Genomic DNA, 13,942 nt, shown 5'->3' with positions numbered 1-13,942 from the left:
CTGAAACGATCGGAAGGCGGCGGCAGTCGCCGCCTTCCTCTCACCTCTGCCGGGGTTGTCACGTGCTTTCCATTTTTCTCAATCGCATTCGTGCGACGATGATCGCGCTGGTGCTCATTCTTGTCTCGGGCGCGCCGGTTCTCGCCGGTCCCTTTGAAGACGCCGTGGCCCAGTTTGCCAATGACTCATTCTCCGATACCGAGGCTGCCGTAGGTGCGCTCGCGACCAGCGACAACCCGCTCGCGTTCCCGATCATCGACGCGCTTCAGGACGGCCGCCTGCTGGCCGATCCGCAGAGCAGGAAAGTCTTCATCAAGGACAAGGCCGGCAAGATCACCGATGCCGCGACCGGTGAGGCCGCGACTGCGCCATCGGGCGCAGCCGCCGTGCGTCTCAACAACCGCCTGCGCCGGGCTGTCGAGGCTGCACTCGGCGGACTGACGCTGCTCTCGCCTGATCCCGCCAAGCGGATTCAGGCGGCACAGTCCGTTTTCAAGACCCATGACGCAGCGTTCCTGCCGGTGATCGAAGGCGCGTTGCAGAAGGAAACCAACAGCGGCGCGAAGCGGTCGTTTGCCGAAGCCAAGGCCGCCATTATCCTGTTCAAGCCGGATGCCTCCGAGGCGGATAAGCTCGACGCGATATCAGTGATCCGCGAGCGTGGCGATCAGGACGCGTTGGCCATTCTCACCGGGCTTCCTGCCGACCAGTCGTCTGCGTTGGCACGAACGTCAGCTGCCGCGATCAGCTCGATCCAGAGCAAGCTTGCGATCTGGGCCACCGCGCAGAATGCGTGGTACGGCCTCTCGCTCGGCTCGGTGTTGCTGCTGGCCGCCATCGGACTTGCCATCACCTTCGGCGTGATGGGCGTCATCAACATGGCGCATGGCGAGATGGTGATGATCGGGGCTTACGTGACCTTTGTGGTCCAGGAACTGATCCGCACCACCAATCCCGCCTTGTTCGACTATTCGCTGCTGATCGCGGTGCCGCTCGCCTTCCTTGTGGCAGGCCTGATCGGCGTCATCATTGAGCGGACCATCATCCGTTTCCTCTACGGCCGCCCGCTGGAGACATTGCTCGCGACCTGGGGACTGTCGCTGGTGCTGCAGCAGGCGGTGCGGACCATGTTCGGCCCGACCAATCGCGAGGTCGGCAACCCTTCCTGGATGAGCGGAGCCTTCGAGATCGGCCAGATGACGATCACCTACAACCGGCTGTGGATCGTGGTCTTCACCATCGCGGTGTTTTTCATCCTGCTTGCCATGCTGCGCTTCACCAGTCTCGGGCTTGAAATGCGCGCCGTCACCCAGAACCGCCGCATGGCGGCGTCGATGGGAATCGCGACCTCGCGCGTCGATGCACTGACCTTCGGCCTCGGCTCCGGCATCGCCGGCATCGCGGGTGTGGCGCTGTCGCAGATCGACAACGTTAGCCCCAATCTCGGACAGAGCTACATCATCGATTCGTTCATGGTCGTGGTGTTCGGCGGCGTCGGCAATCTCTGGGGCACGCTGGTCGGCGCATTGACGCTGGGCATGGCGAACAAGTTCCTCGAACCTGTCGCGGGAGCGGTGCTCGGCAAGATTGCCATTCTGGTGCTGATCATTCTGTTCATCCAGAAGCGGCCGCGCGGCTTGTTCGCGCTCAAGGGCCGGTCGGTGGAAGCATGACGCCGTATTTTCTCACCCGCTCGCTCAACAAGAGCGCCACCTGGTTTCTGCTGATCGTCGCGGCGGTCGGCGTTCTCGTGCCGCTGTCGAACCTGCTGCTGCCGGCGTCGTCGCCGTTGCAGGTGCCGACCTATCTGATGGCGCTGTTCGGCAAGTATCTCTGCTACGCGATCCTCGCGCTTTCGATCGATCTGATCTGGGGCTATTGCGGCATTCTCTCGCTGGGCCACGGCGCGTTCTTCGCGCTCGGCGGTTACGCGATGGGCATGTACCTGATGCGGCAGATCGGCTCGCGCGGCGTCTACGGCAACCCGGTGCTGCCGGATTTCATGGTGTTCCTAAATTACAAGGCGCTGCCGTGGTACTGGTACGGCTTCGACATGTTCTGGTTCGCGGCGCTGATGGTGCTGCTGGTGCCCGGACTGCTCGCGTTCTGCTTCGGCTGGCTGGCGTTCCGTTCGCGCGTCACCGGCGTGTATCTGTCGATCATCACCCAGGCGATGACCTACGCGCTGCTGCTGGCGTTCTTCCGCAACGATTTCGGCTTCGGCGGCAACAACGGCCTGACCGACTTCAAGGACATCCTCGGGTTCAACGTGCAGGCGCAGGGTACGCGCGCGGCACTGTTTGTGCTGTCATGTCTCGCACTGGCGGTGGCGTTCCTGATCTGCCGCATGATCGTGACCTCGAAGCTCGGCAAGGTGCTGGTCGCGATCCGTGATGCGGAGTCTCGCACGCGGTTCCTCGGCTACCGCGTCGAGAACTACAAGCTGTTCGTGTTCACTCTGTCGGCCTGCATGGCAGGCGTCGCCGGTGCGCTGTATGTGCCGCAGGTCGGCATCATCAATCCGGGCGAGTTCGCGCCGGGCAATTCCATCGAGGCGGTGATCTGGGTGGCGGTCGGCGGCCGCGGCACGCTGACCGGCGCGGCGCTGGGTGCGATTGTCGTCAACTACGCGAAGACCGTGTTCACCTCCGGTGTCCTCGCGCCGTACTGGCTGTTCATGCTGGGTGCACTGTTCATTCTGGTGACGCTGCTGCTGCCGAAGGGCATCGTCGGCACCGTCAAGGAGTGGTGGGGCAAGCGGCAGGACCAGCTTGACGCGAATGCGGCGAGCGCTGCGGCCGAAGACGGCGTTACCCAATCAGCTCTCGCCAAACCAGGTCTCGCGGAGTAGGCATGAACGTCATGGACACCCGCGCCACATCGGCCATGCTCTACCTCGACGGCGTGCATGTGTCGTTTGACGGCTTCCGCGCCATCAACAACCTGTCGCTGACCATAGAGCCGGGCGAGATGCGCGCCATCATCGGCCCCAACGGGGCCGGCAAGACCACGATGATGGACATCATCACCGGCAAGACCAAGCCGGACGAGGGCGACGTGCTGTTCGACGGTAAGACAGATCTGACCCGCCTCGATGAAACGCAGATTGCCGAACTCGGCATTGGGCGCAAGTTCCAGAAGCCGACGGTGTTCGAAAGCCAAACCATCGAGGACAATCTGCTGCTGGCGTTGAATGTCGATCATCGTGTGCGCGGGACATTATTCTGGCGCGAGACTCCGAGTGAAAGCGAACGCATCGACCGGGTACTGGAGACCATTCGTCTGAAGGATTCCCGCGATCGCCTTGCCGGTGCGTTGTCTCACGGGCAGAAGCAATGGCTCGAAATCGGGATGCTGCTGGCGCAGGACCCCAAACTGCTTCTGGTGGACGAGCCTGTGGCGGGCATGACTGATGTGGAGACACATCAGACCGCCGAACTGCTGAAAGAGATCAACAAGGACAAGACGGTGGTCGTCGTCGAGCATGACATGACGTTTGTGCGCGAACTCGGCGTTCGTGTCACCTGTCTGCACGAAGGCTCGGTTCTCGCGGAAGGCACGCTCGATCAGGTATCGTCCAATGAGCGCGTCATCGAAGTGTATCTGGGGCGTTAACGCATGATCCCGAAAAAGTGGGCACCGGTTTTCGGGCAAGATCATGCGCAGAAAGTAAAGCCATGCTGGATGTAAAAAACATCACTCTTTACTACGGAGCAGCGCAGGCGCTGCGCGGCGTCTCGCTGGCGGCCGAGCCCGGCAAGGTGACGTGTGTGCTGGGGCGCAACGGCGTCGGCAAGACCAGCCTTTTGCGCGCGATGGTCGGGCAGTATCCGATCAAGGACGGCTCGATCACGTTCGACGGGGCCGATATCGGAGGCCTCAAGCCTTATGAGCGCGCGCGCAAGGGCATCTCGTTCGTTCCTCAGGGCCGCGAAATCTTTCCGCTGCTGACCGTTGAGGAAAACCTCAAGACCGGATTTGCGCCGCTCAAGCGCGACGAGCGCACCATTCCCGACGATGTCTTTTCGCTATTTCCCGTCCTGCAGACCATGCTGGGCCGACGTGGCGGCGACCTCTCCGGCGGGCAGCAACAGCAGCTCGCTATCGGCCGTGCGCTGGTGATGCGTCCGAAGCTGCTGCTGCTGGATGAGCCGACCGAGGGCATTCAGCCCTCCATCATCAAGGACATTGGCCGCGCCATTTCCTATCTGCGCAGCCTCGGCACCATGGCCATCGTGCTGGTCGAACAATATCTCGACTTTGCCTGCGAGCTCGGCGACAATTTTGCTGTCATGGATCGCGGGGCGGTCAAGTTCACCTGCGATCGCAGCAATCTCGATCCCGCCGAGATCAGCCGCCAGATGGCGCTGTGAGCATGATGACGTTAAGCAGATGCGCTTCGTGCCGTCACCCTGAGGTGCCGGAGCGTAGCGTAGGCCTCGAAGGGCGACGGCGCTTCTTGATCCGCCATCCTTCGAGGCTCGCAAAAGCTCGCACCTCAGGATGACGGACCAGATGCAGAGCGACATCACACCATCTGCGGCGGAAACCTTCGCGGCCAACCGGGCGGTTGGCGCGGTCAAATTCGACGTGCATGTGAAGGACGGCGCGACGCGGCGGCGCGAGCTGCGTGAAGCGGGCTCATTGCGCGTACGGTTTCCTTCGCCGGAACAGCAGGGACTCTCCGCGGTGTTCGTCAACACGGCCGGCGGCATCGCAGGCGGCGACCGCTTCGACATCGACATTGCAGCGGAGGCGGGCGCGCATCTGACCGTGACCACAGCCGCCGCCGAGAAGGTCTATCGCTCCCACGGTCCGGATGCCCAGGTTAATATCGCGCTGCGCGCCGGGGCCGGTGGACGGCTTGCCTGGTTGCCGCAGGAAACCATCCTGTTCGATCAGGCCCGCGTGTCGCGGAAGATCGATATCGATCTGGCGCGCGAGGCGTCGCTTCTGCTCTGCGAAATCGTTGTGTTCGGCCGCGCGGCCATGGGCGAAGTGGTGACACGCGGAAGCTTTGTCGATCGCTGGCGTCTGCGGATCGGCGGCAAGCTCGCCTTTGCCGAAACCATCCGGCTCGACGGCGACATTGCCGCGAAGCTCGCTACTCGCGCGGTTGCGAACGGTGGCGTCGCCATTGGCACGGCGCTGATCGTGCCGGGCGACGAGGTGATGGTCGAGCGCATCCGCGAAATGTCCGGCGCGTTCGGTGCGGAGGTCGGCGTCTCGGCGTGGAACGGATTTGCAATGGCGCGCTTCTGCGCACAAGATGCGGCGCGGCTTCGCGCCGATATGATGAAAGTGCTGGGATGTGTGAGCCCCTCGGGCTTGCCGAGACTCTGGCTCAACTAAAGAATCTCACTCAATTCGCTTAAGAAAAACCGGATACTGCACGCATGAATTTGTCTCCCCGTGAAAAGGACAAGCTCCTGGTCTCCATGGCCGCTATCGTTGCGCGGCGGCGTCTCGAACGCGGCGTCAAGCTCAATCATCCGGAAGCCATCGCGATCATTTCGGATTTCATCGTTGAAGGCGCGCGCGACGGCCGCACCGTGGCCGAACTGATGAAGGCCGGAGCCGAAGTCATCACGCGCGAGCAGTGCATGGATGGGATCGCCGAGATGATCCACGACATTCAGGTGGAGGCGACGTTTCCAGACGGGACGAAACTCGTCACCGTTCACGAACCCATTCGGTGAGGACTCCAGAATGATCCCCGGTGAACTCTTCATCAAGGACGGCGAGATCGAGCTCAACAAGGGTCGCAAGACGGTGACGCTGACGGTGGCGAACACCGGTGACCGGCCGATTCAAGTCGGCTCGCACTATCATTTCTTCGAGACCAATCCGGCGCTGAAGTTCGACCGCAGGAAGGCGCGCGGCATGCGGCTCGACATTGCGGCCGGCACAGCAGTGCGCTTCGAGCCGGGACAGACGCGCGAGGTCACGCTCGTTGCGGTGGCAGGCAAGCGCACGATTTACGGCTTCCGCGGCGACGTGATGGGAAAACTGTGATGCACACATATGTCGGGGGCTGCCAGTGCGGCAAGGTCCGCTACGAGATGTCCGGCGAGATCGGCGAGGTCATTGCGTGCAATTGCTCGCGCTGCGGCAAGCTCGGCACGCTGCTGACTTTCGTTCCGGCGGAGAATTTCAAGCTGCTGTCGGGCGAAGATGCGACGACCCTGTACAAATTCAACAAGGGCATCATTCAGCATCGCTTCTGCGCGACGTGCGGGGTCGAGTCGTTCGCCAACGGCAAGGCGCCGAATGGTGCCGAGATGGTCGCGGTCAACGTGCGTTGCCTCGACGATATCGATCTTGATTCCCTGAATGTGAAGAAATTCGACGGCAAGAAATACTGAACGAGAAATACTGAAAGATCAGCAATGGCCACCAGAATCTCCCGCTCCGTCTATGCGGATATGTTCGGCCCGACCACCGGCGATCGCGTGCGGCTTTCCGACACGGATTTGATCATCGAGGTCGAGAAGGATTTCACCGTCTATGGCGAGGAGGTGAAGTTCGGCGGCGGCAAGGTGATCCGCGACGGCATGGGTCAATCGCAAGTGACCAACAGGCAGGGCGCGGCCGACACCGTCATCACCAACGCGCTGATCGTGGACCATTGGGGCATCGTCAAAGCTGATGTTGCGATCAAGGAGGGCATGATCTCCGCCATCGGCAAGGCCGGTAATCCAGACATCCAGCCCGGCGTCACCATCGTGATCGGTCCCGGCACCGACATCATCGCAGGCGAGGGCAAGATCCTCACCGCCGGTGGTTTCGACTCGCACATTCATTTCATCTGTCCGCAACAGATCGAGCACGCGCTGATGTCCGGCGTCACCTCGATGCTGGGCGGTGGCACCGGTCCGTCGCACGGCACCTTTGCGACCACCTGCACGCCGGGGCCATGGCACATCGCGCGGATGATCCAGTCGTTCGATGCGTTCCCGGTCAATCTCGGCATCTCGGGCAAGGGCAATGCCTCGCGCCCTGCCGCGTTGGTGGAGATGATCAAGGCCGGCGCCTGCGCGCTGAAACTCCATGAAGACTGGGGCACCACGCCCGCCGCCATCGACAACTGTCTCTCGGTCGCCGACGATTTTGATGTTCAGGTGATGCTGCATTCCGACACGCTGAACGAGTCGGGCTTTGTCGAGGACACCATCAAGGCCTTCAAGGGCCGCACCATCCACGCCTTCCACACCGAGGGCGCTGGCGGCGGACATGCGCCCGACATCATCAAGGTTGCGGGCCTCAAGAACGTGCTGCCGTCATCGACCAATCCGACTCGGCCGTTCACGCGCAACACCATCGACGAACATCTCGACATGCTGATGGTCTGTCATCATCTCGATCCGTCAATCGCGGAAGATCTGGCGTTTGCAGAGAGCCGCATCCGCAAGGAGACCATCGCGGCGGAAGACATTCTTCACGATCTCGGCGCGCTGTCGATGCTGTCGTCGGACAGTCAAGCGATGGGCCGTCTCGGCGAGGTTATCATCCGCACCTGGCAGACCGCCGACAAGATGAAGAAGCAGCGCGGTTCGCTGCCGGAAGACAAGGGCAAGGACAACGACAACTTCCGCGTGAAGCGCTACATCGCGAAGTACACCATCAATCCGGCGATCGCGCATGGCGTGTCGAAGCTGATCGGCTCGGTCGAGAAGGGCAAGATGGCCGACCTCGTGCTGTGGTCGCCAGCGTTCTTCGGCGTGAAGCCGGATCTCATCGTCAAGGGCGGCTCTATCGTGGCAGCTCCGATGGGCGATCCGAACGCGTCGATCCCGACGCCACAGCCGGTGCACTATCAGCCGATGTTCGCGGCCTATGGCAAGTCGCTGACCGCCTCGTCGGTGGTTTTCACGTCGAAAGCGGCGATTACCGGCGGGCTCGCCAAAAAGCTCGGCATCGACAAGAAGCTGTATGCTGTTTCAAACACCCGCGACCGCATTTCGAAGAAGAGCATGATTCACAATGGCGCGACGCCGGACATCGAGGTCGATCCCGAGACCTATGAGGTGCGCGCCGACGGCGAATTGCTGACCTGCGCGCCGGCAGAGGTGCTGCCCATGGCGCAGCGCTATTTCATGTATTAGGGTCCCGGCCTCAAATAGCAAAAATCCGGGAGGATGCCTTGATCTACGTTGTTGCGACTTTGACCATCAAGCCTGAAACGCGTGCGGACATGATCGCCGCGGCGAAAGCCTGTATCGCCGAAACCCGCAAGGAAGCTGGCAACATCGCTTACGATCTGCACGAGAGCGTGACCGACCCCACCAAGCTGGTGTTCGTCGAGCAGTGGGAAAACGCCGAGGCACTGGTGCCGCACCGCAAGGCCGAGCACATGAAGGCGTTCGGGCGGGTCGTTGTGAATTGCCTCGCCGGGCCGCCGAAGATCGAGGTTATCACGCCGGCAAATGTGGAAGTCCGATGATCTACGTCGTCGCCACCACCAAGGTGAAGCCTGAACACCGCGCCGCCTATGTCGCCGGTGCGAAGGACTGCATTGCCGAGACCCGCAAGGAGAAAGGCTGCATTGCTTACGATCTGCACGGAAGCGTGTCTGATCCGGATACGTTCGTGTTTGTGGAGCGGTGGGAGAGTCATGACGACCTTGCCGCTCATCGTCTCATGCCGCATTTGAAGGCGTGGCGCGCGCTGTCCGGGCCGTTCAAGGCGTCGCCGACCAACATCGAAGTCATTATCGGCGGCGAAGTGCAGAAGCTCACCTCATGATCCGCGCAACGCAGGTTCGCCCGCAGGTTCGCTGGACCGAGGCCGCCGCTGACACGGTGGTGCTCGGTTTCGACGACCGGCACCGGCGGCGGATGGCGATGACCGGCACGCGCGGGCTGGAATTTCTGCTGGACCTGAAGGAAGCCGTCGCGTTGCGCGGTGGCGATGCGCTGGTGCTGGAAGACGGGCGGCTGATCGAGGTGGTCGCGGCGCCGGAGCCGCTGGTGGAAATTCGCGGCACCGATCCGCATCATCTCGTGCGGGTCGCCTGGCATCTCGGCAACCGGCATCTGCCGACGCAGATCGTCGGCAAGGGCCTCCGCATTCGCCGCGATCATGTCATCGAGGACATGGTGCGCGGTCTCGGCGCACGCGTCACCGTCATCGAAGCGCCGTTCGATCCGGAAGGCGGAGCCTATGCCGGCGGCGGCCATGCCGCGCATGGTCATCAGCAACACGACCATAGTCACGGCGATCACAGTCATGGCGGTCACAGTCACGGCGATCATGACCATCACCACGACCATGGCAAACATGATCATGGTCATGCGCATCACGATCACGGTGACGGCAAGTGTGATCACGATCACCACGGTCACGCCCATGCTCATGACCACAAATGAGCGCGGTCAGGATGGCCTCGCGTCCGAGGTAGAGGAATCGGCTGCGCTGTTCCGCTTGATGACGTGGTTGTCGCCGTCGTTTCCGGTCGGCTCGTTCTCCTATTCCAGCGGTATCGAGTGGGCGGTCGAGGCTGGCGACATCACCAGCATGACGACGTTGCAGCAGTGGCTCGCGACCATGCTGCTGGAGGGCGCGGGTTTCTGCGATGGCACATTGCTCTGCCATGCCTACCGGGCGGCGTCCGCGACAGACGGGCGGATGTTGAATGATGTCGCCGAACTCGCCGCAGCGTTCGTGCCGTCGCGCGAACGGCATCTGGAAACCACCGCGCAGGGCCGCGCCTTTGTCGAGATCGCCCGATCAGCTTGGAATTGCGAGACGCTCGATCTCCTGGCATCGCATGTGACTGGTCCGGTCGCTTATCCGGTCGCCGTCGGTGTGCTCGCGGCGGGACATCGCATTCCGCTGCCTCTGACGTTGCACGCCTTTTTGCACGCGACGACATCAAACTGGATTTCAGCCGGTGTCCGTCTCATCCCGCTGGGACAGACCGACAGCCAGCGCGCGCTGGCGGCGCTGGAGTCCGTGATCGCGGCCACAGCGGAAAAATCGCTCGATGCTGCGCTGGACGATCTCGCGAGCGCGACGTTCCGCGCGGATCTCGCCAGCATGAGTCATGAAGCGCAATACACCAGGCTGTTTCGATCTTGAGAAAGGTTTTGCCATGAGCACCAGCATGAACGGCCCGCTTCGCGTCGGCATCGGCGGCCCGGTCGGGTCCGGCAAGACCGCCCTGATGGATCTGCTCTGCAAGTCGATGCGCGAGCGTTACGAGATCGCGGCGATCACCAACGACATCTACACCAAGTGGGATGCGGAGTTTCTGGTCCGATCCGGCTCGCTGACGCCGGATCGCATCGCCGGCGTGGAGACGGGCGGCTGCCCGCATACCGCGATCCGCGAGGACGCCTCGATGAATCTCGCGGCGGTGGCCGACATGCGGATGAAGTTTCCCGATCTCGATCTGGTGCTGATCGAATCCGGCGGCGACAACCTTGCGGCAACCTTCTCGCCGGAACTGGCGGATCTCACCATCTACGTGATCGACGTCGCGGCCGGCGACAAGATTCCTTCCAAGGGCGGTCCTGGGATCACGCGATCCGATCTGCTTGTGATCAACAAGATCGATCTGGCGCCGCATGTCGGCGCATCGCTCGAGAAAATGGACACCGATGCGAAGCGGATGCGCGGGGAACGGCCGTTTGTCATGACCAACCTGAAAAAGAGCGAAGGCCTTGATCGCATCATCCGCTTCATCGAGGTGAAGGGCGGCCTTCGGGCATCGGTTCCAGAAACGGCGAACTGACTGCGTTTCTGCACAGCCGCTACGCCATGCTGCATTGATATTGTCAGGAACGCTCGCGTGGCGGGCGTGTTAGCCCTGCATGAAACAGTCACTCGCAGCACCCGGCAGGGACTATGGCGGCGTCTTTCTTGGCGCGATTCTGCTTGGGATCGTCACGGTGGTCCTCGGTCTGGCCATGGCCGTGGCCTGACGGCTGCGTTCTGCGGGTTTACCATGAATTCCGACAGGTATATTTTCCCGTCGCTGGAACCATCTGGCAGCGCCTACATTATTCCATTCGCGAGACATTCAGGCCGTGCCGGCCATAGACCCAGGATACGGCCGGAACAGAGTATTCATGACGAGTAGTTCGGGATCTGCGTACGACCGCCGCTTCCGCCGGGCCAGCCTCACTGGCCTGGGCTCATTTTCATTCCTTATTGCTTTCGAGTAACTGCGTGCTCCGTCTTGGCCTCATCATCGGACTGATGGCGATCATCGGAGTGGTTATCTCCGGTCTCGTGGCTATGAAGGTCTACGATCAGGAGCTCTCGATCGGCCGGATCGATCTGGCCCGATCGGTCGATGCCCATGCCAGCCTGGTTCAGGAGCGCCTCAGCGAACGTGAGCTGCTGGCTCGGGTCGCGGTCGGGCTGTTTCGGTCGCCATCGATCAACATGGCCAATGCGTTGCAGCCGTTGCGGTCGTCGATCTACGCGTTCAAGACCGATTTCCTTGTCGCAAGCTGGGTGGCTCGCGTTCCGCGCGCCGATTTCGGCCGGGCGCAGAACGAACTGAAACTTGCAGGTTTCTCCAATCCGACAATTCGGAACGCCGATGACACGGCGCTGAATCCGGCGGCGGCGCCCGATCCGGCGACCGTCGTGATGGATGTCGAACCGCAGAACGACGAGACCAAGGCGTTCGTCGGCCGGATACTGAGCAACCATCCGGTGATCATGCCCATGCTCAACCGCGCAATGGAGGAGGGGCGGCCGGTGTCGTCCGATCCTTTCGTGCTGCTGCGTATCGGCGGGCCCATGGGCATCGTTCTGGCGTCGCCGGTGCGGACGGACACGGGGACCAGCACTGCAGGCTTTTTGACGATTTCCTACCGGCTGGCGCCCTTGATGCTCGCCAACGACGATCTGTCACTGTTCTCGGTGGCGCTGCGCGATCCGCGAAACGCCTCGGACAACCTGACCTCGGATTCCGAAGGCAATGTCACGTCCGTTCCGCTTCAGCTTGACGCCGAGAATCCGCCGCTGCTGCGCGTCGTTTCATTCGGCGCGCGGGACTGGACGCTGATCTACTACGCCAAGACGAACGTCGCGACGCGCGCCCAGGAACTCGCGGGCATCGTGACGCTGATCGGCGTGGCGCTGACCCTCATTCTCTGCGGCCTGTTCGGATATGTGTCCTATAACAACGTGCGCCTCAGCCGGGAAATCCAGACCCGTATCGACTTCGAACGCCGGCTGACCGCGGTGATCGATGAACTCAATCATCGCGTCAAAAACATTCTGGCGGTCATCCAGTCGATCGTGACGCGGACCATGCGTCACGGCGCGGACATCGACGTCGCACGCGACCTGCTGATCGGCCGTATTCATGCCATGTCGCATGTCGTGTCGCTGCTCAGCGAAAGCCAGTGGCAGGGCGTCAAGCTCAAGGGCCTGTTCGAACCGCGGGCGATTCCCCATGCCGACCGGATTGCGCTGAGCGGGCCTGACGTCACCGTGAGCGCGCGCGCGGCGCAGAGCCTGTCGCTGCTGTTTTTCGAACTGGCGTCTCATGCCGATGAAGGACTGTCGCTGGTCGGCAAGCATCCGCATATCGTCGCGGACTGGAGCGTGAGCGAAGAACCGGATGCGGTTTTCCATTTCCGCTGGGAAGAATTCAACACCAGTGCGGCGACCCGCCGCGCCGACAGCGAATTCGGAATTGTGCTGCTGGATCGCGTTGCTCCCGAAGCGCTGGGCGGTACGTCGAAGCGATACTTCACCGACGTCAGCTATGTCTACGAACTGACGGCTCCGATGGCGACAGTGGTGGACGAGACCGAGATGGATCGCACCGAGCGCATCGGTGCGCCGGTCAGAAAGCGCTGATCCGGACGGATCGAGGAACAAATTTTCCGGCGATGGATTGAGCAGCAGACGCTGTGTCACGCAAAGGAAAGTTACATGGGACGCTATCTGCTGTTGTGGCTGCTCGGGATTCCCATTCCCGTGCTGATTTTAATCTGGGCCTTTGGCGGCCTGAACTGATCCAGCAAAAACGCGGCCACTTGCAGGTGGCCGCGTTTTTCATTTGCTGGCTGTGAGGCCGAGATGGCGGTCTAGCCGCCACCCCCGCCGATCACGGCGCGAATCGTGTCATCCGGTCCGAAGTCCTCGGCGCCATCGACATAGAGCAGGGCGCTCAGTTTCGATCGTGCGCGGTTCACGCGGCTCTTGATGGTGCCGACCGCACATCCGCAGATGGCTGCGGCATCTTCATAGGAGAAGCCGGAGGCACCCACCAGGATGAGCGCTTCGCGCTGATCCTGCGGCAGCTTGTCGAGCGCGGTTCGAAACTCCTCGAACTCGAGATGTGCGCTTTGGGCAGGCTGCGACTTGAGCGTCTTGGCATAGCTGCCATCGGCGTCTTCAACCTCCCGCCGCCGCTTGCGATAGTCCGAGCGGAAGAGATTGCGCAGAATCGTGAACAGCCACGCCGGCAGGTTGGATCCCGGCTGGAAGGAATCGATATGCGCAAGGGCGCGCAACAGCGTTTCCTGCACGAGATCGTCCGCCCGGTCGGCATTGCCGCTGAGGGAAATAGCGAACGCGCGCAGGCTTGGCACGGTCGCAAGAATGTCGTCGCGAAGTGAATCCGTGAGAGGCATTAGTCCCTCCCGTCTTTTGTCGGGTCTCCAGCGATCTGTGATGCCGCTTCTTGAGAATCAAGCTGGCGGATCAGATCGGCAAAACGGTCCGGCACGCCCTGCCGTACGACATCGTCGTACATTGCGCGCAACTGGTGCCCGATACGGGATTGGATTTCGGCATTGAGCCCACCTTGCTTGCCGGCGCCGGTAGATGCCCTATTTTGTGGAGGCTTCAAATCTTTCATTGGCCAGATCCGTTGTCGTCCCGTGTGCCAGCCAGTAGCTAACTAACTAACTAGAAACACGAGAGTTTTCTGTTCCCTTCGAAGCCTTTCAGCCCCATGATCATGTACTCG

The 13,942-nt window shown here is 61.8% G+C and carries 17 protein-coding genes; 15 read left to right on the top strand and 2 right to left on the bottom strand.

What is annotated here, in order from left to right:
* The first annotated feature begins 98 nt into the window (after window positions 1-98).
* The 15 genes from urtB to YH63_RS04275 all read left to right on the top strand — a co-directional run bounded on the left by urtB (window position 99) and on the right by YH63_RS04275 (window position 12,825).
* Window positions 99-1,673, top strand: coding sequence for an urea ABC transporter permease subunit UrtB (gene urtB, locus YH63_RS04345; protein ID WP_046829758.1), 1,575 nt, complete (start codon window positions 99-101; stop codon window positions 1,671-1,673).
* Window positions 1,670-2,851 (top strand): urea ABC transporter permease subunit UrtC, encoded by a 1,182-nt coding sequence (urtC, locus tag YH63_RS04340; protein ID WP_137325110.1) that lies wholly within the window; start codon window positions 1,670-1,672, stop codon window positions 2,849-2,851. The genes urtB and urtC overlap by 4 nt, the downstream gene beginning before the upstream one ends.
* Before the next feature lie 2 nt (window positions 2,852-2,853).
* On the top strand, window positions 2,854-3,615 hold the full coding sequence (gene urtD / locus YH63_RS04335; RefSeq protein ID WP_046828668.1) for an urea ABC transporter ATP-binding protein UrtD: 762 nt from the start codon (window positions 2,854-2,856) through the stop codon (window positions 3,613-3,615).
* 62 nt (window positions 3,616-3,677) lie between these two features.
* Window positions 3,678-4,373, top strand: a complete 696-nt coding sequence (urtE, locus tag YH63_RS04330; protein ID WP_046828669.1) for an urea ABC transporter ATP-binding subunit UrtE — start codon at window positions 3,678-3,680, stop codon at window positions 4,371-4,373.
* A 142-nt stretch (window positions 4,374-4,515) separates the two neighbouring features.
* Window positions 4,516-5,352: an urease accessory protein UreD gene (locus YH63_RS04325; protein WP_046829759.1), complete on the top strand. Its 837-nt coding sequence runs from the start codon at window positions 4,516-4,518 to the stop codon at window positions 5,350-5,352.
* Window positions 5,353-5,396: 44 nt separating this feature from the next.
* The gene (locus tag YH63_RS04320; protein WP_046828670.1) at window positions 5,397-5,699 is read left to right on the top strand and encodes an urease subunit gamma; all 303 of its coding nucleotides are present in this window, start codon (window positions 5,397-5,399) and stop codon (window positions 5,697-5,699) included.
* A 10-nt stretch (window positions 5,700-5,709) separates the two neighbouring features.
* Complete coding sequence (locus YH63_RS04315; RefSeq protein ID WP_046828671.1) at window positions 5,710-6,015, top strand: urease subunit beta; 306 nt, start codon at window positions 5,710-5,712, stop codon at window positions 6,013-6,015.
* Window positions 6,012-6,365, top strand: coding sequence for a GFA family protein (locus YH63_RS04310; protein ID WP_083992640.1), 354 nt, complete (start codon window positions 6,012-6,014; stop codon window positions 6,363-6,365). The genes YH63_RS04315 and YH63_RS04310 overlap by 4 nt, the downstream gene beginning before the upstream one ends.
* A 24-nt stretch (window positions 6,366-6,389) precedes the next feature.
* Window positions 6,390-8,105: an urease subunit alpha gene (ureC, locus tag YH63_RS04305; RefSeq protein ID WP_046828673.1), complete on the top strand. Its 1,716-nt coding sequence runs from the start codon at window positions 6,390-6,392 to the stop codon at window positions 8,103-8,105.
* Between the two features lie 38 nt (window positions 8,106-8,143).
* Window positions 8,144-8,443, top strand: a complete 300-nt coding sequence (locus YH63_RS04300) for a putative quinol monooxygenase (RefSeq protein WP_046828674.1) — start codon at window positions 8,144-8,146, stop codon at window positions 8,441-8,443.
* Window positions 8,440-8,745 carry a putative quinol monooxygenase gene (locus YH63_RS04295; protein WP_046828675.1) on the top strand — a complete coding sequence of 102 codons (306 nt, stop codon included), beginning with the start codon at window positions 8,440-8,442 and terminating at the stop codon, window positions 8,743-8,745. Before YH63_RS04300 ends, YH63_RS04295 begins: the two co-directional genes overlap by 4 nt.
* Window positions 8,742-9,368 carry an urease accessory protein UreE gene (locus tag YH63_RS04290; RefSeq protein ID WP_046828676.1) on the top strand — a complete coding sequence of 209 codons (627 nt, stop codon included), beginning with the start codon at window positions 8,742-8,744 and terminating at the stop codon, window positions 9,366-9,368. The genes YH63_RS04295 and YH63_RS04290 overlap by 4 nt, the downstream gene beginning before the upstream one ends.
* Window positions 9,349-10,080, top strand: a complete 732-nt coding sequence (locus YH63_RS04285) for an urease accessory protein UreF (protein WP_046828677.1) — start codon at window positions 9,349-9,351, stop codon at window positions 10,078-10,080. Before YH63_RS04290 ends, YH63_RS04285 begins: the two co-directional genes overlap by 20 nt.
* Before the next feature lie 13 nt (window positions 10,081-10,093).
* A complete protein-coding gene (gene ureG, locus YH63_RS04280) occupies window positions 10,094-10,735 on the top strand; it encodes an urease accessory protein UreG (protein ID WP_046828678.1) in 642 nt (213 codons plus the stop codon).
* 437 nt (window positions 10,736-11,172) lie between these two features.
* Window positions 11,173-12,825 carry a CHASE domain-containing protein gene (locus YH63_RS04275; protein WP_046828679.1) on the top strand — a complete coding sequence of 551 codons (1,653 nt, stop codon included), beginning with the start codon at window positions 11,173-11,175 and terminating at the stop codon, window positions 12,823-12,825.
* A gap of 230 nt (window positions 12,826-13,055) precedes the next feature.
* Here YH63_RS04275 and YH63_RS04270 read toward each other — a convergent pair whose 3' ends face one another.
* Window positions 13,056-13,604, bottom strand: coding sequence for a sigma-70 family RNA polymerase sigma factor (locus YH63_RS04270; RefSeq protein WP_046828680.1), 549 nt, complete (start codon window positions 13,602-13,604; stop codon window positions 13,056-13,058).
* Window positions 13,604-13,831, bottom strand: a complete 228-nt coding sequence (locus tag YH63_RS04265; protein ID WP_046828681.1) for a NepR family anti-sigma factor — start codon at window positions 13,829-13,831, stop codon at window positions 13,604-13,606. Before YH63_RS04265 ends, YH63_RS04270 begins: the two co-directional genes overlap by 1 nt.
* Window positions 13,832-13,942: the final 111 nt, after the last annotated feature.

This window comes from Afipia massiliensis (assembly GCF_001006325.2).
Taxonomy (GTDB): domain Bacteria; phylum Pseudomonadota; class Alphaproteobacteria; order Rhizobiales; family Xanthobacteraceae; genus Afipia; species Afipia massiliensis_A.
Note: the sequence above shows the minus strand (reverse complement) of the source record. Positions and strands in the feature narration are given on the sequence as shown.

Bases quoted from the DNA above. Each gene is read 5' to 3' on its own strand.
- YH63_RS04290 (WP_046828676.1), top strand. From the start codon at position 8,742: ATGATCCGCGCAACGCAGGTTCGCCCGCAGGTTCGCTGGACCGAGGCC.
- YH63_RS04265 (WP_046828681.1), bottom strand. From the start codon at position 13,831: ATGAAAGATTTGAAGCCTCCACAAAATAGGGCATCTACCGGCGCCGGC.
- urtB (WP_046829758.1), top strand. From the start codon at position 99: ATGATCGCGCTGGTGCTCATTCTTGTCTCGGGCGCGCCGGTTCTCGCC.
- YH63_RS04315 (WP_046828671.1), top strand. From the start codon at position 5,710: ATGATCCCCGGTGAACTCTTCATCAAGGACGGCGAGATCGAGCTCAAC.
- YH63_RS04295 (WP_046828675.1), top strand. From the start codon at position 8,440: ATGATCTACGTCGTCGCCACCACCAAGGTGAAGCCTGAACACCGCGCC.
- ureG (WP_046828678.1), top strand. From the start codon at position 10,094: ATGAGCACCAGCATGAACGGCCCGCTTCGCGTCGGCATCGGCGGCCCG.
- YH63_RS04270 (WP_046828680.1), bottom strand. From the start codon at position 13,604: ATGCCTCTCACGGATTCACTTCGCGACGACATTCTTGCGACCGTGCCA.
- urtD (WP_046828668.1), top strand. From the start codon at position 2,854: ATGAACGTCATGGACACCCGCGCCACATCGGCCATGCTCTACCTCGAC.
- YH63_RS04320 (WP_046828670.1), top strand. From the start codon at position 5,397: ATGAATTTGTCTCCCCGTGAAAAGGACAAGCTCCTGGTCTCCATGGCC.
- urtE (WP_046828669.1), top strand. From the start codon at position 3,678: ATGCTGGATGTAAAAAACATCACTCTTTACTACGGAGCAGCGCAGGCG.
- YH63_RS04325 (WP_046829759.1), top strand. From the start codon at position 4,516: ATGCAGAGCGACATCACACCATCTGCGGCGGAAACCTTCGCGGCCAAC.
- ureC (WP_046828673.1), top strand. From the start codon at position 6,390: ATGGCCACCAGAATCTCCCGCTCCGTCTATGCGGATATGTTCGGCCCG.
- urtC (WP_137325110.1), top strand. From the start codon at position 1,670: ATGACGCCGTATTTTCTCACCCGCTCGCTCAACAAGAGCGCCACCTGG.
- YH63_RS04285 (WP_046828677.1), top strand. From the start codon at position 9,349: ATGCTCATGACCACAAATGAGCGCGGTCAGGATGGCCTCGCGTCCGAG.